Origin of the sequence: Streptomyces sp. enrichment culture (assembly GCF_964273145.1) — a bacterium.
Classification (GTDB): domain Bacteria; phylum Actinomycetota; class Actinomycetes; order Streptomycetales; family Streptomycetaceae; genus Streptomyces.
Genome location: NZ_OZ186873.1, coordinates 1,354,368 through 1,372,891 on the forward strand (window position 1 = coordinate 1,354,368; position 18,524 = coordinate 1,372,891).

The 18,524-nt window shown below is 72.1% G+C and carries 19 protein-coding genes and 1 pseudogene; 4 read left to right on the forward strand and 16 right to left on the reverse strand.

Features of this window, described 5'->3' with window-relative positions:
* Positions 1-20 precede the first annotated feature (20 nt).
* Both ACSU6Z_RS06210 and ACSU6Z_RS06215 read right to left on the reverse strand, forming a co-directional pair.
* On the reverse strand, positions 21-1,469 hold the full coding sequence (locus ACSU6Z_RS06210; RefSeq protein ID WP_437043646.1) for an alkaline phosphatase PhoX: 1,449 nt from the start codon (positions 1,467-1,469) through the stop codon (positions 21-23).
* 329 nt (positions 1,470-1,798) lie between these two features.
* Positions 1,799-3,241: a hypothetical protein gene (locus tag ACSU6Z_RS06215; protein WP_437043648.1), complete on the reverse strand. Its 1,443-nt coding sequence runs from the start codon at positions 3,239-3,241 to the stop codon at positions 1,799-1,801.
* 417 nt (positions 3,242-3,658) lie between these two features.
* Between ACSU6Z_RS06215 and ACSU6Z_RS06220 the strand changes: the two genes are divergently transcribed.
* Entirely contained in the window at positions 3,659-5,485 is a 1,827-nt protein-coding gene (locus ACSU6Z_RS06220; RefSeq protein ID WP_437043650.1) for an endonuclease/exonuclease/phosphatase family protein, read from the forward strand.
* A gap of 313 nt (positions 5,486-5,798) precedes the next feature.
* On the opposite strand, the gene ACSU6Z_RS06225 is transcribed toward ACSU6Z_RS06220, so the two are convergent.
* Positions 5,799-6,233: a DUF3618 domain-containing protein gene (locus tag ACSU6Z_RS06225; RefSeq protein ID WP_437043651.1), complete on the reverse strand. Its 435-nt coding sequence runs from the start codon at positions 6,231-6,233 to the stop codon at positions 5,799-5,801.
* Positions 6,230-6,649: a phage holin family protein gene (locus tag ACSU6Z_RS06230; protein ID WP_437043652.1), complete on the reverse strand. Its 420-nt coding sequence runs from the start codon at positions 6,647-6,649 to the stop codon at positions 6,230-6,232. Before ACSU6Z_RS06230 ends, ACSU6Z_RS06225 begins: the two co-directional genes overlap by 4 nt.
* Before the next feature lie 163 nt (positions 6,650-6,812).
* On the opposite strand from ACSU6Z_RS06230, the gene ACSU6Z_RS06235 reads away from it, so the two are divergent.
* Complete coding sequence (locus ACSU6Z_RS06235; RefSeq protein ID WP_437043654.1) at positions 6,813-7,328, forward strand: dihydrodipicolinate synthase family protein; 516 nt, start codon at positions 6,813-6,815, stop codon at positions 7,326-7,328.
* On the opposite strand, the gene ACSU6Z_RS06240 is transcribed toward ACSU6Z_RS06235, so the two are convergent.
* Positions 7,313-7,537: a hypothetical protein gene (locus ACSU6Z_RS06240; RefSeq protein WP_437050201.1), complete on the reverse strand. Its 225-nt coding sequence runs from the start codon at positions 7,535-7,537 to the stop codon at positions 7,313-7,315. The two genes, ACSU6Z_RS06235 and ACSU6Z_RS06240, sit on opposite strands and share 16 nt — an antisense overlap.
* 422 nt (positions 7,538-7,959) lie before the next feature.
* Between ACSU6Z_RS06240 and ACSU6Z_RS06245 the strand changes: the two genes are divergently transcribed.
* Positions 7,960-8,622, forward strand: coding sequence for a fascin domain-containing protein (locus tag ACSU6Z_RS06245; RefSeq protein WP_437050203.1), 663 nt, complete (start codon positions 7,960-7,962; stop codon positions 8,620-8,622).
* A 164-nt stretch (positions 8,623-8,786) separates the two neighbouring features.
* Positions 8,787-9,626, forward strand: coding sequence for an arginase family protein (locus ACSU6Z_RS06250; protein ID WP_437043655.1), 840 nt, complete (start codon positions 8,787-8,789; stop codon positions 9,624-9,626).
* 398 nt (positions 9,627-10,024) lie between these two features.
* Here ACSU6Z_RS06250 and dapD read toward each other — a convergent pair whose 3' ends face one another.
* The 11 genes and pseudogenes from dapD to ACSU6Z_RS06305 form a co-directional block, all read right to left on the reverse strand.
* Positions 10,025-11,014 (reverse strand): 2,3,4,5-tetrahydropyridine-2,6-dicarboxylate N-succinyltransferase, encoded by a 990-nt coding sequence (dapD, locus tag ACSU6Z_RS06255; protein WP_437043657.1) that lies wholly within the window; start codon positions 11,012-11,014, stop codon positions 10,025-10,027.
* Positions 11,015-11,121: 107 nt separating this feature from the next.
* Positions 11,122-11,250 (reverse strand): annotated as a pseudogene (locus tag ACSU6Z_RS06260) (TetR family transcriptional regulator); the annotation flags it as partial.
* 83 nt (positions 11,251-11,333) lie between these two features.
* On the reverse strand, positions 11,334-11,654 hold the full coding sequence (locus ACSU6Z_RS06265; RefSeq protein ID WP_437043659.1) for a DMT family transporter: 321 nt from the start codon (positions 11,652-11,654) through the stop codon (positions 11,334-11,336).
* Between the two features lie 100 nt (positions 11,655-11,754).
* Entirely contained in the window at positions 11,755-12,093 is a 339-nt protein-coding gene (locus ACSU6Z_RS06270) for a metal-sulfur cluster assembly factor (protein ID WP_358781251.1), read from the reverse strand.
* Positions 12,090-12,557: a Fe-S cluster assembly sulfur transfer protein SufU gene (gene sufU / locus ACSU6Z_RS06275; RefSeq protein ID WP_437043662.1), complete on the reverse strand. Its 468-nt coding sequence runs from the start codon at positions 12,555-12,557 to the stop codon at positions 12,090-12,092. The genes ACSU6Z_RS06270 and sufU overlap by 4 nt, the downstream gene beginning before the upstream one ends.
* Before the next feature lie 16 nt (positions 12,558-12,573).
* A complete protein-coding gene (locus ACSU6Z_RS06280) occupies positions 12,574-13,830 on the reverse strand; it encodes a cysteine desulfurase (RefSeq protein WP_029386122.1) in 1,257 nt (418 codons plus the stop codon).
* The gene (gene sufC / locus ACSU6Z_RS06285; protein ID WP_358781248.1) at positions 13,827-14,591 is read right to left on the reverse strand and encodes a Fe-S cluster assembly ATPase SufC; all 765 of its coding nucleotides are present in this window, start codon (positions 14,589-14,591) and stop codon (positions 13,827-13,829) included. Before sufC ends, ACSU6Z_RS06280 begins: the two co-directional genes overlap by 4 nt.
* A gap of 7 nt (positions 14,592-14,598) precedes the next feature.
* Entirely contained in the window at positions 14,599-14,916 is a 318-nt protein-coding gene (locus ACSU6Z_RS06290) for a non-heme iron oxygenase ferredoxin subunit (RefSeq protein ID WP_437043665.1), read from the reverse strand.
* Positions 14,913-16,139: a Fe-S cluster assembly protein SufD gene (sufD, locus tag ACSU6Z_RS06295; protein ID WP_437043666.1), complete on the reverse strand. Its 1,227-nt coding sequence runs from the start codon at positions 16,137-16,139 to the stop codon at positions 14,913-14,915. The genes ACSU6Z_RS06290 and sufD overlap by 4 nt, the downstream gene beginning before the upstream one ends.
* Before the next feature lie 83 nt (positions 16,140-16,222).
* Positions 16,223-17,644, reverse strand: a complete 1,422-nt coding sequence (sufB, locus tag ACSU6Z_RS06300) for a Fe-S cluster assembly protein SufB (RefSeq protein WP_437020632.1) — start codon at positions 17,642-17,644, stop codon at positions 16,223-16,225.
* Positions 17,641-18,381: a helix-turn-helix transcriptional regulator gene (locus ACSU6Z_RS06305; protein ID WP_437043669.1), complete on the reverse strand. Its 741-nt coding sequence runs from the start codon at positions 18,379-18,381 to the stop codon at positions 17,641-17,643. Before ACSU6Z_RS06305 ends, sufB begins: the two co-directional genes overlap by 4 nt.
* Positions 18,382-18,524: the final 143 nt, after the last annotated feature.

The window sequence follows — 18,524 nt, forward strand, 5'->3', positions numbered from 1 at the left end:
GCGGCGCACCGCGCGCGTCCTCAGCGCCGCTGCCGCTTCCAGGGCCCCGTGATGGCGAGCAGGATGCCGGGCGTCTGGATGTTGGCGAAGAGGGTCCTGCCGTCGGGCGAGAAGGTGACGCCGGCGAACTCGCTGTACTCGGGCTCCTCCTCCGTCCCGACGTTCAGCTCGTTGCGGGCGATCGGATAGGTGCGGCCGCTGTCGGTGGCCCCGAGCAGATGCTGGACGCCGTCGCCGTCCTCGGCGACGACCAGGCCGCCGTAGGGGGAGACGGTGATGTTGTCCGGGCCGTCGAAGGCGCCGTCCCGCGAGGGGTCGGCGTTGACGCCCAGGAGGACCTTCAGGGTGAGGGTGCGGCGCCTGGGGTCGTAGAACCAGACCTGGCCGTCGTGCGCGGCGCCCGGGCTCTCGGCACGGGCGTAGGAGGAGACGATGTACGCCCCGCCGTCACCCCACCACATGCCCTCCAGCTTGCGGGCGCGGGTGATCTGCCCCTCGGTGAACTGCTTGCGGACGGAGGCCGTCCGCGCGTCGCGGTCGGGTACGTCGATCCAGTCGACGCCGTAGACGGTGCCGGTCCTCGTGGCGCGGGAGAGGTCGTCGACGAACCGGCCGCCGGAGTCGAAGCACTTGAAGGCCTGGAGGCGTCCCGCGTCGTCGGCGAGGGCGCGCAGCCGGCCGCGGCCGTGCCGGAAGCCCTCCGGCGGGGTCCAGCGGTACAGCAGGCCGTTGGGGTTCGAGGCGTCCTCGGTGAGGTAGAGGTGGCCCCGCTTGGGGTCGACGACGACGGCCTCGTGGGCGTAGCGGCCCAGCGCCTTGACCGGCCGGGGATCGCGGTTGGCGCGGCGGTCGGCGGGGTCGACCTCGAAGACGTAGCCGTGGTCCTTGGTCATGCCGTTGGAGCCGGCCCTGTCCTCGGTCTCCTCGCAGGTCAGCCAGGTTCCCCAGGGGGTGCTGCCGCCCGCGCAGTTGGTGGAGGTGCCGGCGATGCCGACCCACTCGGCGACGTGACCGCCGGGACGGACCTCGACGACCGTGCAGCCGCCGGAGGCCGCCGGGTCGTAGACCAGGCCCTCGGTGAGCGGCACGGGGTGGTCCCAGCGGGAGCGGGGGCCGCCCAGTTCGTGGTTGTTGACGAGGAGGGTGGTGCCGCGGGGACCGTCGAAGGCGGCCGTGCCGTCGTGGTTCGAGGGTGTGTACTCGCCCGACTCCAGCTTCGTCCTGCCGCTGTGGGTGAGGATCCGGTACGTGAACCCGGCCGGCAGGGCGAGGATGCCGTCCGGGTCGGGGACGAGCGGGCCGTAGCCGACGCCGCCGTGCCCGCCCGCCGGCTCCTCCCCCACGCTCTCGGTGTCCGTGGACGCCAGCGCGTTCGGGGCGGAGGCGAGGGCGCCGACGCTGCCCGCCAGTGCGATGCCGGCACCGGTGACCGCGGATCGTCTGGCGAAGTCCCTGCGGGTAAGCGACATGGTGTCTCCTGTGACGGTGGGCGGACCGTGGAGGGCGGCGGACCTGGCTTCGCCGCCACCGTTCCGCCCGCGTCTGAACACCGGTTGAACACCGCGGAACGTCACCGGTCCCGCTTGCGTGAACCCACGCGCGTCCCTCCGCCGCCGGCGGGGCGCGGGGCGGCGGGTGCCCGGTGCCCTCCGGGCACCCGCCTGCGGACACGTACGGCGGCGGGGGCGGGGTCCGCCCGCCCCCGCCGCCGGTGCCGGCACCGGACGGGGACGAGCCCCTCCCGCGTCCGCCTGCGGCGAGGGCGCGGGGCCGGGGGCGGACCACCGGCCCCGCGGGCTCAGCCCGCCCGCTGGGACCGCGCCTTGAAGGCCGCCTTCCGGGCCTCCTTGGCGATCTTCTTGTCGGGGTGCAGCCGTCCCATCGCCTCCAGGACGTCCGCGGTGGCCGGATGGCCCACCCGCCAGGCCGTGTCGAAGAACCCGCCGTGCTGCCGGGCCAGCCCCTCCACCAGGGCGCGCAGCTCCTGCGAGTTGCCCTCGGCGTCGAGCTGGGCGGCCACCGTGTCGATGGTGAGCCAGAACACCATCGCCTCCGACGGGGCGGGCACGTCCCGGGCGCCGTGCTCGGTGAGCCACACCCGGGCCAGCCCGCCCAGCTCGGCGTCGTCGAGGACCTCCCGCAGGGCCGGTTCGGCGTCGGCACCGACCAGGGACAGCGCCTGCTGGCAGCGCAGCCGCCGCAGCGGGGCCCCGGCGTCCGAGCCGCGCGCCGCCGCCAGCAGCTCGCGTGCGGCGGCGAGGGGTTCCCGGCGGGCGAGCCACTGCTCGGTCTCGGCCTGCGCCGCCGCCGGCCCGAACGCGGCCGTCCCGTCGAGCAGCGCGTCGGCGCCCTTGTCCGCGAGGTCGCCGACCGCGGGCGCGGCGAAACCGGCCTCCAGCAGCCGGGCCCGCAGCCCGTACAGCCCGAGCGGGGTGAGCCGGACCATGCCGTAGCGGGTGACGTCCATGTCGTCGCCGGACGCCGCCGGCTCCTCGGCCGTGTCCCCGCCCTCGCCCTCCGCCAGGAGGGCCTCGTCGACCGGCGTGTACTCCACCAGACCGGCCGGCTCCAGCAGCCGGAACTGCCCGTCCAGCCGCATCATCGCGTCGGACACCTGCTGGAGCACGTCGTCGGTGGGCTCGGCCATGCCGTCGGGCACCAGCACCGACGCGGCCAGCGCGGGCAGCGGCACCGGGCCGCCGCCGGGGCCGTCCTCGCCGACGGTGAGGAGGTACAGGTTGCCGAGCACCCCGTCGAGGAACTCCGCCTCCCCCTTGGGGTCGAAGTCCAGGGACGACAGGTCGACCTCGCCGCCCTCGGCCATCGCGTCGACGATCCCGCCCAGGTCGGGCACGCTCGCGTCGGCGAGCACCGTCTCCAGCACGCCGAGCCACACCCGGAGCACCTCGCGGGGCGAGCCGCCGGTGAGCAGCGCGAGGTCCGCGCCCGCCGCGACGGTGCCCTCCTCCTCGTCGACGATCTCCACCAGCCCGGTGTCCACGGCGACCCGCCAGGCCTCGCTCGCGTACGCCGCGGCGTCGCCCCCGCTCAGCCCGAGCGCCTCGGCCGCCGCCGGAAGCTGCTCGTCGAGGAGCCCGCCCCCGGCGTCGACCCGGGTGTCCGGCCCGGCCCAGCGGGCCAGCCGCGCGGCCCGGGAGAGCAACGGCGTGGACAGCGCGTCGCGGGCCAGCTCCGCTTCGGCGTGCAACCGCGCCGGCGGCAGGGGGGAGCGGTCTGACATCGGCTGTTTCTCCTAGCGCGCCTCGAAGGCCGTACGCCCGCCTCATGGGCCGTACGCCCGTCCGGAAGGTTCGTACGACCACCTGGGGGGTTCGTACGACCACCTGGTACGCCGCGCGCCCACCGGGCCGCGCGGCTCAACCGCTCAGCCTAGACGGGTTTCGCCCCATGCCGCCCGGTTCATCTGCCCGTCGGCCGCCGTACATGGCCGAAACCTTGACAACGGGCTTGGCCAGGCAGGAGATTGACGCGCGTAGAGCCGTAGGACACGTGTTCCTCACGTCGTCCGCACTTCCTGCGCGCCTCACCGTGCGCACGTGATCGCCCGCGTCCCACGGCTCACTCCTGCCCCACCTTCCGTTCCACCGTCCGTTCCGCCCTCGTCCCGGCGTTCCGTCACGTCCCCGGAGGGGATCCCTTGCCGAGCAAGTCGTCCACGCGGCTGGCCGCGCTCACCGTCGCCGCCGTCTGTTCCGCCGCGTCCACCGTCGTCCTCAGCGCGCCCGCGCACGCCGATTCCGTGCGCATCCACGACATCCAGGGCACCACCCGCATATCCCCGTACGCCGGCGAGCAGGTCACCGGCGTGACCGGGATCGTCACCGGCGTGCGCGCCTACGGCTCCTCCCGGGGCTTCTGGATGCAGGACCCGTCCCCGGACGCCGACCCGGCCACCAGCGAGGGCGTGTTCGTCTTCACGTCCTCCACCCCGAAGGTCGCCGTCGGCGACGCGGTCGCCGTCTCCGGCACGGTGACGGAGTACGTGCCCGGCGGCACCTCCTCCGGGAACCAGTCGCTGACCGAGATCACCCGTCCCACGGTCACCGTGGTCTCGGGCGGCAACGCGGTCCCGGCCCCGGTGACCGTCGACGCCGCCGCCGTGCCCGACCGGTACACGCCCGACGGCGACCCCGCCGCGAAGGGCTCGGTCAACGGCCTCCCCCTGCGCCCGGACCGGTACGCCCTGGACCGCTACGAGTCCTGGGAGGGCATGAACGTCTCCGTCGCCGACGTGCGCGTGGTGGGCGCCACCGACCCGTACGCCGAGCTGTGGGTGACGGTGAAGCCGGACGAGCACCGCAACCGGCGCGGCGGCACCGTCTACGGCTCCTACACCGCCCAGAACACGGGCCGGCTCCAGATCCAGTCCCTCGGCCGGGCCGCCGACTTCCCGAAGGCGGACGTGGGCGACACCCTCGCCGGCACCACCACCGGCCCGCTGGACTACAGCCAGTACGGCGGCTACACCCTCGTCGCCCGCGAGCTCGGCGCCCTGCGGAGCGGCGGCCTGGAACGTGAGACGACGCGCCCGCAGCGCAGCGGCGAACTGGCGGTGGCGACGTACAACGTCGAGAACCTCGACCCCTCCGACGACACCTTCGCCGCGCACGCCGACGCGATCGTGCACCACCTCTCCTCGCCGGACATCGTGTCCCTGGAGGAGATCCAGGACAACAACGGCGCCACGGACGACGGCACGGTGGCCGCCGACGAGACGATGGCCCGGCTGATCGACGCGATCGTCGCGGCGGGCGGCCCGCGCTACGACTGGCGCTCCGTCGACCCCGCCGACAAGGCCGACGGGGGCGAGCCGGGCGGCAACATCCGCCAGGTGTTCCTGTTCGACCCGGAGCGGGTCTCCTTCACCGACCGCCCCGGCGGCGACGCGACCACCGCGACCGGGGTGACGCGGGTGCGCGGCAAGGCGGCCCTGACCGTCTCCCCCGGCCGGATCGACCCGGCGGACCCGGCCTGGGCCAACAGCCGCAAGCCGCTGGCCGGCGAGTTCGTCTTCCGCGGCCGGACGGTCGTCGTCGTCGCCAACCACTTCGCCTCCAAGGGCGGCGACCAGGGCCTGACCTCCCAGTACCAGCCGCCGGCGCGGAGCTCGGAGACCCAGCGCCACCTCCAGGCGAAGGCCGTCAACACCTTCGTCAAGGAGATCCTCGCCGTCCAGAAGAACGCGGACGTCGTCGTGCTCGGCGACATCAACGACTTCGAGTTCTCCACGACCACGCGGATCCTGGAGGGCGACGGCGAGCTGTGGTCGGCGGTCAAGTCGCTGCCGAGGAGCGAGCGTTACTCGTACGTCTACCAGGGCAACAGCCAGGCCCTGGACCAGATCCTGGTGAGCCCGTCGATCCGGCGCGGCGACGGGCTGGAGTACGACAGCGTGCACCTGAACGCCGAGTTCCACGACCAGATCAGCGACCACGACCCGCAGGTGCTGCGGTTCCGCCCCTGACGGTCCGGGCCTGGCGTTCGGGGGTCCCCGCGCGCCAGGCGCCGAAGAGGGGCGCCACGGGGTCGGCGCGGGTGGGACCGGGATGCGCTGCGGTGACTGCGGTACGGCGGGTCGTGCCGGGCTCCAGGGGTCGGTGTTCGAAGGCGGTCGTCGGGCGCACGCCCACTCGTCGGCCTCGACCGGACGCGACGTCAAGGGCCCGGACGCGGGAGGCCGGGCGACCGGAGGCCGCGGCCGGAACCGTCAGGGGCGAGGGCGTGGGGGAGGGAGCCCTGGAACCCGCCGCGCCAGGGCCCCTTCCCCGCCGGCCGGATCAGCGGTGCCCGTTGTGCCGCCGCCGCAGCACGCCCGCCGCGACCACGGCGCCCGCCGCCGCGCCCGCGAGCAGGACCGGACCCGGGTGCCTGCGCCCGGCCCGCACCACGTCGCGGACCGGCCCCGGCGCCTTGTGCTCCACGGTGTGGCCCGCCCGGCTCGCCCGTTCCTGCACCGCGTGCCCGGCCTGGGCGGCGCTGCTGCGCAGTTGCACGGTCATCGCCCCGGCCCTGTCCCTCAGGTCGGCGGCCCGTGCCTTGGCCCGGCCCTTCACGTCCACCTTGCCCGCCAGTTCCTCGACGGTGTCGCCGAGTTCGTGGCGGGTCTGTTCGATCTGCCGCCGCAGTTCGTCGGGGCCCTTGGCCCCACCGACCGCCTGCCCTGCCCGCCCTGTCCGGTCCGTCCGTCCTGTCGGATCCATCGGTTCCGTCATCGATGCGCCCTTTCCCTGATCTCCTCCACGTCGGCCCTGACACTGCCGAGGGTCGCCTCGGGCGTGGGGGGCGCGGCACGCCGAAGCTGGGCGCGTCCGGCCACGGCGAGCAGGCCCGCGATCGCGAACAGCACCGCCGTCACGATGAGCGCCGCGGCCCAGACGGGCAGCGCCAGCGAGAGAGCGGCGACGGCCGTGCCGGCCAGGGCGAACAGACCGACGTAGGCGACGGCGCCCGCGGCACCGAGCATCCCGCCGCCGCGTCCGGCACGCTTCCCCTTCTCGGCCAGTTCCTCCTTGGCGAGGGCCACTTCCTGGCGTACGAGCCGGGAGAGCTGCTCGCTGGCCTGACCCACCAGTTCGCCCACGGAGTGGTGCCCGTCGTGGACGGGCCTGGGTGCTGTGGTCCCGGTCACGGTGTTCCGCCTCCTCTCGGTTCGGGACACCCGGGTACCCGGGCCGGGCGGCGCTACCCCTCCCCCGCGCCGTCGGCACCACCTCCACACTGAAGCATTGCTTACTCATATGCCGTAGCAGATTTAAGTGGAGCTACGGGGTCTTTCCGCCGAGACTGCTCCCATGACGACGGACCGCCCCTCACCCCCGCCCTTCGGCCGCACGCTCTGCGCCATGATCACGCCTTTCACCGAGACGGGCGCCCTCGATCCCGACGGCGCCGCGCGCCTCGCCGCCCACCTGGTGGAGCGGGGCTGCGACGGCCTGGTGCTGTCCGGCACCACGGGTGAGTCGCCCACCACGACCGACGCCGAGAAGGCCGCGCTCATCCGGGCGGTACGGGAGGCGGTCGCCGACGTCGCCCCGGCCGGGATGCGCGCCGTCCTGGACGCCTTCGACGCGGGCGACACGGCCCGGGCCGCCCGGCTCCAGCGGCGGGCCGTGCCGCTGATCGAGCGGATGATCGCGGCCGGCCTGCCCGGCACGGTCACCGCCAAGAGCCTCCTCGCCGCCCTGGGCCTGCCCGCGGGCCCGGTCCGCCCGCCCCTGCGGCCCGCCGGCCGGGAGGCGGCCGACGGGCTGCGGGCGGCGTACGAGGAGTTCCTCAACGCGTCCGAAGAAGGTCAGTTCCAGGCGTAACCGTCACCGAAGAGCAGCGTGTGCTCCAGCACGTCCTCCATCGGGTCGTCGACCTGGCCGACGTTGACCAGTGCCACCCGGGGACCGTTGTGCGAGGCCGTGTTCGTCTCGTCGGCGTGCGCGGCCCCCGCCGGGAGCCAGCACACCACCGCCGCGGCGCCCGCCCCGGTCAGCCAACGCGCCACGGTCCTCGCCCGCTCGTTCGTCATGTCAGGCATCTACGGCCCTCGTTTCGTCGGTTCGGCGTCTGATCGGACTCTGCGTCCACCTGTTCATCTGCCAGAACCACCGGAAGGTCACGCCCCGGATCAGGACGGCCCGGGCGCGGCACGGCCGTGACGCGAACGGGGAGTTTCACCGGCCTTAACGGAGAACAGCGGAATCAGAAATGCAACGCGACCCTTTCCGGAAGTCCCCGAAGTACCGCGAAATCACTGCTGGAAATCGCGTCACGGAGGTTACGCTTGGCCGGCTTCGCCGAGTGGCGCAGCACCTGCCGAAGCGCCCGGGGAGGGGCGCCGACCGCAGTCGCCGGGGGGCGTGGATGAATTCGGAAACGGCACAGCCGCGCAGACAGATCCTCACCCCTCGAAATCCGTTTGACGAAATGTGAGGAAGACCTGTGCGACGCATGACCTCCGTCCTGGTGTCCCTGAGCGCCCTGCTGGCGGCCTCCGCGCTGACCGTGCCCGTGGCCCAAGCCGCCCCGCAGGCCGACCGGCCGGCCGCCGTGCCCGCCGGGTGGGAGGCGGTGGACGGCACCGAACTGGCGCGGATGAGCGAGGAGAAGGCCGCCCGGGACGCGGCGCCCGCCCCCGGTGACGGTGCCTCCGCCCTGGCCGCGGAACCCGAGCTGATAGCCATGCAGTCGGCCCGCAACAACCAGTTCGTGGCCACCGAGAAGAATTACGCCGCCCCGAACACCGGCGTGCTGCGGGCCCGTTCCCTCGAATACAGCGGTTCCTGGGAAGGCTTCGCCTTCGAATGGGACGAGACCACCCAGACGTACGCCCTGAGGTCCCTCGCGAACAACCTCTACGTGGCGGTCGAGAAGAACTACACCGGCAGCGCGCAGAACGTGCTGCGCGCCCGCTCCACCAGCGTGGGCGGCTGGGAGCGGTTCATCGTGTACTACAACGAGGAGCTGGACCGCTTCGCCCTCCAGTCCACGCTGAACGGCCTCTTCGTCGCCATGGAGAACAGCTACACCGGCTCGCTCCAGTACGCCCTGCGCGCCCGCTCCACCGACGTCTCCGGCTCCTGGGAGGAGTTCGTCCTCTACAACCTCGTCTGACACCCGGGCGTCCCCGGTGCCCGCGCGGAGTACGCGGGCACCGGGGACGCCCGCCTCCCGCCGGTGGGGGCGGTCACGACCGCGTGACACCCGGGCGACGGGGCTTGCGGGACGGCCGGTGACGCGGCATAGGCTGCGGCGATCACCGTGGAGGGGAGATCTCCGTGTCCGGTCGGGTCGTACTCGAGGTGGCGCAGTGGCAGGGATCGGGGGCCGCGACCGCCGAGCGGTTGCGCAGGGGGGCCGCCTGGCTTGCCGGGTTGATTCCCGCGGGCCGGCGGCGCACGGTCGCGCTCGACGAGGGCGCCGGGAACACGCGGGGCGGCGTACGCAACGCCGACGTGCTGGAGCGGCACCTGCGAGCGGTGCGCGAGGCGCTGGCCGAGGTTCCACCGGGTGAACCGACCGTGACCGTCGGCGGCGACTGCGCGGTCGATCTCGCCCCGGTCGAAACCGCGCTCTCCGCGTTCGGGGACCGGCTGGCGCTGGTGTGGTTCGACGCGCACGCCGACCTCAACACCCCGCGGTCCTCGCCGTCCGGAGCCTTCCACGGCATGGTGCTGCGCGCGCTCATCGGCGACGGGCCCGAGGGCCTGCGCCCCGTGCGGAGCCTGCCGGCCGACCGTGTGGTGCTGGCGGGCGCCCGGTCACTGGACCCGGGCGAGCGGGACCTCGTCGAGCGTCGCGGCATCCGGCACCTCGGCGTCGGGCAGCTGACGCGACCGGATCCGCTCCTGGCCTCGGTGCGCGCCACCGGCGCCGAGGCGGTGTACGTCCACATCGACCTCGACGTCCTCGACCCACTGGTGTTCCCGGCCGTCGGCACGCCCGAGCCCGGCGGACTCGGCGTCGAGGACCTGCTCGCGGCGGTGCGGGCGCTGACGGAGGAGTTCACACTCGCCGGCATCGCGCTGACCGAGTACGAGCGGACGGAGGACACCGGCCGGGAGGAGGCCGTGCTGCGGCACATCGTCGACGGACTCTTCGGATCCGACCTGCGCTGAACAGCGTCCCCGCGCCCGCGCTCCCCATCGGGCCGAAACCCGTCCCCCGCCTCCGCCCCGGACGGCCGCGCCCGGCCCGTTCCCGGTCTCCCGCCGCTCGGCCCCGAGCCACGACCGCGCTTCGGGGCGGGACGCCGAGCCTGCGCGGCCGGCCCGGCCGGACCCTCGCGGACCGGCCGTACGGGACGCCGCGGATCGGCACCACCGGCTGCCGAACGGGTACCCGGCCGGCCGGGCCGGTCAAAGCGGGGGGCGCCCGTGGCGGCGGCACCGCCACACGAGCGCCCTCCCCGGCCGTCCCCGAACCACGGAAGGACGCTCCGCGACCGGCGCCGACAGCCCGGCAGCGGACCGGGACGCTGATCGGCAGGGCGGCCGCGGATCACGGCCGCCCGTGCTCAGTTGTGGCTGTGCAGGACCTCGTTCAGCCCGCCCCACACCGCGTTGTTCGGCCGGGCCTCCACGGCGCCGGTGACCGAGTTGCGGCGGAAGAGGACGTGGGAGGCGCCGGACAGTTCGCGGGCCTTGACGACCTGGCCGTCGGGCATCGTCACGCGGGTGCCGGCGGTGACGTACAGGCCGGCCTCGACCACGCACTCGTCGCCCAGCGCGATGCCGACGCCCGCCTCGGCGCCGACCAGGCAGCGCTCGCCGATGGAGATGACGACGTTGCCGCCGCCGGAGAGGGTGCCCATCGTGGAGGCGCCGCCTCCGATGTCGGAGCCGTCGCCGACGACGACGCCCGCGGAGATGCGGCCCTCGACCATCGACGTGCCGAGCGTGCCGGCGTTGAAGTTGACGAAGCCCTCGTGCATGACGGTGGTGCCCTCGCCGAGGTACGCGCCGAGGCGGACCCGGTCGGCGTCGGCGATGCGCACGCCCTTGGGGGCGACGTAGTCGGTCATGCGGGGGAACTTGTCGACGGAGGTCACCTGCAGGTGCAGGCCCTCGGCGCGGGCGTTGAGGCGGACCTTCTCCAGGTCGTCGACGGCGACCGGGCCCAGCGAGGTCCAGGCGACGTTGGCGAGGTGGGCGAAGATGCCGTCCAGGTTCTGGCCGTGCGGCTTGACCAGGCGGTGGGAGAGCAGGTGCAGACGCAGGTAGACGTCGTGGGCGTCGACCGGCTTCTCGTCGAGCGAGGTGATGACCGTGCGGACCGCGACGACCTCGACGCCGCGGCGGGCGTCCGGGCCGATCGCCGCGGTCGCGCCGCCGCCGAGCAGCTGGGCGGCCCGCTCGGCGGAGAGCCGCTCGGTACCGGACGGACCGGGCTCGGCGACCAGCTCGGGGGCGGGGAACCAGGTGTCGAGGACGGTGCCGTCGGAGGCGATCGTGGCGAGGCCGGCGGCCACGGCGCCGGTGGTGCGGGGAGCAGTCGTGTCGGTCATGAGGGCAACCTAACCGCCCGGGGGCCGGGGAGGCCAACTCGGGCCGCGGCCGTCTCGCGTACCGGGCGGGGCGCCCTCCGCCTACGTCCCCGACCTGCGGAAACGCCCCGTGCCGACACCTCGCGCGCGTACTTCTCGTCGCAGGACGTGCCGGTCGGGGGCACCTGGAGGCAGATGCCGTCCGCCAGGGCGACCAGGGCCCGTGCCGTGGCCGGGTCCGCGCGGCGGACGAGCGGTTCGGCGACGCCTCCGGCCCCCGCCACCCGGACCGCCGCGTCGCCGGTCCGCTGCCGCCGTCCGGGGCCGTGGCGGCGGGGCGTCAGTGCGCTCCGCCCAGGTTCAGCACCACCACGCCGACGATGATCAGCCCGATGCCGGCGGCCTTGGCGAGGGTCATGCCCTCCCCCAGGAACACGATGCCGATGGTGGCGATGGCGGCCGTGCCGACGCCGGACCAGATGGCGTAGGCGGTGCCGACGGAGAGGGTCTTCAGCGTCTGCGCGAGGAGCCCGAAGGAGATCAGGTACCCGAGGAGGGTCAGCAGCGACGGCCACAGCCTGCTGAAGCCCTCGCTGTACTTCATGGCGGTGGTCCCGGCGACCTCGGCGGCGATGGCTCCGGCCAGCAGCAGGTATCCCATCCGCACGAGCGTACACAACGGGGTGGCGGCCGCCGGGGAACGAGGAACGGCGGCACCCGAAGGCACCGCCGCCACCCCGTACTCGCCGTACCGCTGCGCCTCAGACGTTGAACCCGAGCGCCCGCAGCTGCTCGCGCCCGTCGTCCGTGATCTTGTCGGGGCCCCACGGCGGCATCCAGACCCAGTTGATGCGCAACTCGTTGACGAGGCCGTCCGTGGCGGACCTGGCCTGGTCCTCGATGACATCGGTCAGCGGGCAGGCCGCCGAGGTCAGGGTCATGTCGACCGTGGCGATGTTCGACTCCTGGTCGATGTGGATGCCGTAGATCAGGCCCAGGTTGACGACGTCGATGCCCAGCTCGGGGTCGACGACGTCCATCAGGGCCTCGCGGAGCTCCTCCTCCGAGGCCGGCTTCATCTCCACGGTGTCGCTGCTCATGCCGTCTTCCTTTCGGCGTCGGCGCCGCCCAGCGCCTGGGCCGTCGCGTCCTTCCAGGCCATCCAGCTCAACAGGGCGCACTTGACCCGGGCCGGGTACTTGGACACCCCGGCGAACGCGACCGCGTCCTCCAGGACGTCCTCCATGGCGTCGTCGGGCTCCATCCGGCCCTTGGACTGCATCAGCTCCAGGAAGGTCTCCTGGATCCTCCGCGCGTCGGCGAGGTCCTTGCCGACGAGGAGTTCGTTCAGTACGGAGGCCGAGGCCTGGCTGATGGAGCAGCCCTGGCCCTCGTACGACACGTCGGTGATGGTCGTGCCGTCGTACTTCACGCGCAGCGTGATCTCGTCGCCGCACGTGGGGTTCACGTGGTGCACCTCGGCGTCGCCGTCCCGCAGACCACGCCCGTGGGGGTTCTTGTAGTGGTCCAGGATGACGTCCTGGTACATGGAGTCCAGCTTCACCTTGTCAGCACGCCCTTCAGCCGAAGAAGTTCCGTACGTGCTCCAGGCCGTCGACGAGCGCGTCGATCTCGGCCGGCGTGGAGTACAGATAGAACGACGCTCGCGTGGTCGCAGGAATTCCGTAGCGCAGGCAGACCGGGCGCGCGCAGTGGTGTCCGACGCGGACGGCGATGCCCTGCTCGTCGAGGACCTGGCCCACGTCGTGCGGGTGGATGTCACCGAGGGTGAAGGAGATCGCCGCACCCCGGTCCTCGGCCGTGGTCGGGCCGATGATGCGCAGGCCGGGAACCTCCGCCAGCCGCTTGACCGCGTACTCGGTGAGCGCGTGCTCGTGGGCGAGGATCTTGTCCATGCCGATCGAGTTGAGGTAGTCGATCGCCGCGCCGAGGCCGACCGCCTGCGCGATCGGCGGGGTGCCCGCCTCGAACTTGTGCGGGGCGGGGGCGTAGGTCGACGAGTGCATCGACACGGTCTCGATCATCTCGCCGCCGCCGAGGAACGGGGGCAGGTCCTCCAGGAGCTCCTGGCGGCCCCACAGCACGCCGATGCCGGTCGGGCCGCACATCTTGTGGCCGGTGAAGGCCACGAAGTCGGCCTGGAGGGCCTGCACGTCCAGCGGCATGTGCGGCGCGGCCTGGGAAGCGTCGACGCAGACCAGCGCGCCGACCTCCTGGGCGCGGCGGATGATCGCCTCGACCGGGTTGAGCGTGCCCAGGATGTTGGAGACCAGCACGAAGGAGACGACCTTGGTCTTCTCGGTGATGACCTCGTCGATGTTGGACAGGTCCAGGCGGCCGTCGTCGGTGAGGCCGAACCACTTCAGCTTCGCGCCCGTGCGCTGCGCGAGCAGCTGCCAGGGCACGATGTTGGAGTGGTGCTCCATCTCCGTGATGACGATCTCGGTCTCGTGGTCCACCCGGTAGGGCTCGTCGGCCCAGCCGAGCATGTTGGCCACGAGGTTGAGGGACTCCGAGGCGTTCTTGGTGAAGATCACCTCGTCGCGCGAGGGCGCGTTGATGAACTCCGCGACCTTGTCCCGCGCACCCTCGTACAGCGCCGTGGCCTCCTCGGCGAGGACGTGCACGCCACGGTGGACGTTGGCGTTGTGCTGCTCGTAGTACTCGTCGAGGACGTCGATGACCTGGCGCGGGGTCTGCGAGGTCGCGGCGTTGTCGAGGTAGACGAGCTTCTTCCCGTCGTGGAGCACTCGGTCCAGGATCGGGAAGTCCTTGCGGATCGCCTCGGTGTCGAGGAGGCCCGGCAGCTGTGTCACGCGGATACGCCACCCTTCGTGTACGCCTCGTAGCCCTCGGCCTCCAGCTTGTCGGCCAGCTCGGGGCCGCCCGACTCGACGACCCTGCCGTTCGCGAAGACGTGGACGTGGTCGGGCTTGATGTACCGCAGGATGCGCGTGTAGTGGGTGATCAGCAGGGTGCCGACCTCGCCGGTCTCGCGCACGCGGTTGACGCCCTCGGACACGACGCGCAGCGCGTCGACGTCCAGGCCGGAGTCGGTCTCGTCGAGGATCGCGACCTTCGGCTTGAGCAGTTCGAGCTGGAGGATCTCATGGCGCTTCTTCTCACCGCCGGAGAAGCCCTCGTTGACGTTGCGCTCGGCGAAGGCGGGGTCCATGTTGAGGCGCTCCATGGCCTCCTTGACCTCCTTCACCCAGGTGCGCAGCTTGGGGGCCTCGCCGCGGATGGCGGTGGCGGAGGTGCGCAGGAAGTTGGAGACGGAGACGCCGGGGACCTCGACCGGGTACTGCATGGCGAGGAACAGGCCGGCGCGGGCGCGCTCGTCGACGGACATCTCCAGGACGTCCTCGCCGTCGAGGGTGACGGTGCCGCCGGTGATCGTGTACTTGGGGTGCCCCGCGAGGGAGTAGGCGAGGGTCGACTTGCCCGAGCCGTTGGGGCCCATGATGGCGTGCGTCTCGCCCTGCTTCACGGTGAGGTCGACACCCTTGAGGATTTCCTTCGTGCCGTTCTCGACCTCGACGGTGACGTGCAGGTCTCGGATTTCAAGCGTTGCCATGGGTGCCTCAGGACTCCTGGGTGAGGGAGACGAGCACGTCGTCCCCTTCGATCTTTACGGGGTATACGGGGACCGGACGCGTCGCCGGAAGACTGTCGGGCTTGCCGGAGCGCAGGTCGAAGCGCGAGCCGTGCAGCCAGCACTCGATGTGGCAGTCGTCGACCTCGCCCTCCGAGAGCGAGACGTTCGCGTGCGAGCAGATGTCGTGGATCGCGAACACCTCCCCCTCGGTCCGCACGATGGACACGGGCGTGCCGTCGAGTTCCACCCGCTTCGGGGTGTCCTCCTCCAGCTCGCCCAGTCCGCAGGCGCGTACGAAGGTCATGCGACCGACGCCTCCAGCTCCTGCTCGATCTTGGTGAGGAGGCGCTCCTCGATGTCCGCGACGCCGATCTGCTGGACCAGCTCGGCGAAGAAGCCGCGGACCACCAGGCGGCGGGCCTCGTGCTCCGGGATGCCGCGGGCCATCAGGTAGAAGAGCTGCTCGTCGTCGAAGCGGCCGGTGGCGGAGGCGTGGCCGGCGCCGACGATCTCGCCGGTCTCGATCTCCAGGTTGGGCACCGAGTCGACGCGGGCGCCGTCCGTGAGGACGAGGTTGCGGTTCATCTCGTAGGTGTCCGTGCCCTCGGCCGCGGCCTCGATGAGGACGTCGCCGATCCACACCGCGTGCGCGTCGTCGCCCTGGAGGGCGCCCTTGTAGACCACGTTCGACTTGCAGTGCGGGACGTTGTGGTCGACGAAGAGGCGGTGCTCCTGGTGCTGGCCCTTGTCGGTGAAGTACAGGCCGAACATCTCGACCTCGCCGCCGGGCCCGGCGTAGTTCACGCGCGGGTGGAGGCGGACCAGGTCGCCGCCGAAGGTGACGACCACCGACTTGAAGGAGGCGTCCCGGCCGACGAGGGCGTTGTGCTGGGCGGCGTGGACGGCCTTGTCGTCCCAGTCCTGGACGGAGACGACGGTCAGCTTGGCGCCGTCGCCGAGGACGTAGTCGACGTTGGCGGCGAGCACCGCGTCACCGGTGTGGTCGATGACCACGACGGCCTCGGCGAAGGCGCCGAGCTCGACGACCTGGTGGCCGTAGGCGACCCCGCCCTCGCCGTGCACGGTGATGCGGATGGGCTCGGTGAGGACGGTCTCCTTCGGCACGGTCACGACCGAGGCCTGCTCGAAGGCGGAGTACGCCTGGGCGGCGACGCGGTCCACGGGGGTGCCCGCCTTGCCGAGCCGGGCGTCGTCGCGGCCGACGGTCTCGACGGTGACGCCCTCGGGGGCCTCGACGGCGATCTTGACGCCCGCGCCAGTGGCGACGGCGGTGCCGTCGTGCAGGCCGCGCAGCCGCTCCAGCGGCGTGAACCGCCACTCCTCCTCGCGGCCGTGCGGGACCGGGAAGTCGGCCACGTCGAAGGACGGGGGCGCGCTCATGCGCGTGGCGACGGTGGAGTCCGCCTCGGCGGCCACCGCGATCGCACCGGCGGTCGTGGAGCCGACCGGTGGGGGTCCCCCCGCCGTAGCGAAGCCGGAGGTGGGGGAGTTCTGAGCCTCAGCCATGGCTGTCGTAGTGCTCGCTTTCCGTTACGTGTAAAGGGCTTGACGGGGACGGCGGGGCGGCGCGGGGCCGCCCCCGGCCGGCGTTAGCCGACCGCGCCCTCCATCTGCAGCTCGATCAGCCGGTTGAGCTCCAGCGCGTACTCCATCGGCAGCTCCTTGGCGATCGGCTCGACGAAACCGCGCACGATCATCGCCATCGCCTCGTCCTCGCTCAGGCCGCGGCTCATCAGGTAGAAGAGCTGGTCCTCGGAGACCTTGGAGACGGTCGCCTCGTGGCCCATGGACACGTCGTCCTCACGGACGTCCACGTAGGGGTACGTGTCGGAGCGGGAGATCGTGTCGACGAGCAGCGCGTCGCACAGGACGTTGGACTTCGAGCCCGGGGCGCCCTCGCCGATCTCGATCAGACCGCGGTAGGAGGTGCGGCCACCGCCGCGCGCGACGGACTTCGACACGATGTTGGACGAGGTGTTGGGGGCCATGTGGACCATCTTGGCGCCCGCGTCCTGGTGCTGGCCCTCGCCGGCGAAGGCGATGGACAGGGTCTCGCCCTTGGCGTGCTCGCCCATCAGGTAGACGGCCGGGTACTTCATCGTCACCTTGGAGCCGATGTTGCCGTCGACCCACTCCATGGTCGCGCCCTCGTACGCCACGGCGCGCTTGGTGACCAGGTTGTAGACGTTGTTCGACCAGTTCTGGATGGTCGTGTAGCGGCAGCGGGCGTTCTTCTTGACGATGATCTCGACGACCGCGCTGTGCAGCGAGTCGGACTTGTAGATCGGGGCGGTGCAGCCCTCGACGTAGTGCACGTAGGCACCCTCGTCGACGATGATCAGGGTCCGCTCGAACTGGCCCATGTTCTCGGTGTTGATCCGGAAGTAGGCCTGGAGCGGGATCTCCACGTGCACGCCCTTGGGCACGTAGATGAAGGAGCCGCCCGACCACACGGCGGTGTTCAGCGCGGCGAACTTGTTGTCACCGGCCGGGATGACGGTGCCGAAGTACTCCTTGAAGAGCTCCGGGTGCTCCTTCAGCGCCGTGTCGGTGTCCAGGAAGATGACGCCCTGCTCCTCCAGGTCCTCGCGGATCTGGTGGTAGACGACCTCGGACTCGTACTGGGCCGCGACACCGGCGACGAGGCGCTTCTTCTCCGCCTCCGGGATGCCCAGCTTGTCGTACGTGTTCTTGATGTCCTCGGGCAGGTCCTCCCAGGACTGGGCCTGCTTCTCCGTGGAGCGCACGAAGTACTTGATGTTGTCGAAGTCGATGCCCGACAGGTCCGAGCCCCAGTTCGGCATGGGCTTCTTCTCGAAGAGCTTCAGGCCCTTGAGGCGGAGCTTGGTCATCCACTCGGGCTCGTTCTTCTTCGCGGAGATGTCCCGGACGACCTCCTCGTCCAGGCCGCGACGTGCCGACGCACCGGCCTCGTCCCGGTCGGCCCAGCCGTATTCGTACTTGCCCAGGCCCTCGAGCTCAGGGTGGGCAGTCTCCGTGGGGAGAGTCATGCGGGGTTCCTCCCGGCCGTGCTTGCAGATGCGTGGTGAGTGGTCTTGGAAAGACGCGAGGTCCTCGGAATGAACGTGGTGCAGACCCCGTCGCCGTGGGCGATGGTCGCCAGTCGCTGCACATGTGTACCGAGCAGCTCGGCGAAAAATTCCGTCTCGGCCTCGCACAGCTGCGGGAACTGTTCGGCGACGTGGGCGACCGGGCAGTGGTGCTGGCACAACTGCTCACCCTGCTGCGGGTGGGGCGCGCTCCGCGCGGTAGCAGCGTACCCGTCCGCGCTCAAGGCCTTGGCCAGCGCTTCGGCCCGCTCCTCCGGGGCCGCCGCCTCGACCGCCTTACGGTACGCGCTCCCCTGGGCGGCGATCCGGTCCCGGGCGAAGGCGGCGACCGCCTGCTCCCCGCCCTCCCGCTGGGCGATCCAGCGCAGGGCGTCCACGGCGAGCTTGTCGTACGACTGGTCGAAGGCGTCCCGGCCGCAGTCCGTCAGGGCGAACACCTTCGCGGGCCGCCCGCGCGTGCGCGTGCCGTAGACCCGGCGGTCGCGGGCCTCGACGACGCCGTCGGTGACGAGCGCGTCGAGGTGCCGGCGCACGGCCGCCTGGGTGAGGCCCAGCCGCTCGGCGAGTTCGGCGACGGTCGACGGCCCGTGATCCAGGATGGACCGCGCGACCCGGTTGCGGGTGGACCGCTCACCGGTCGCGAGCTCCTCGTGGGGGGCCTCGCCGACGTTTTTCACAACGCCATTGTTGCGTAATTCGCCGGAGCCGGGCAAGCCGCTCCCCAGGCGCCCGATGGTGCCGTGCGTCACTTAGGCATACCTAATCTGACCTGCGGAAACGATCTCCGGTCGGGCAAACCGGTGGCATGCCGGGAGCGCTT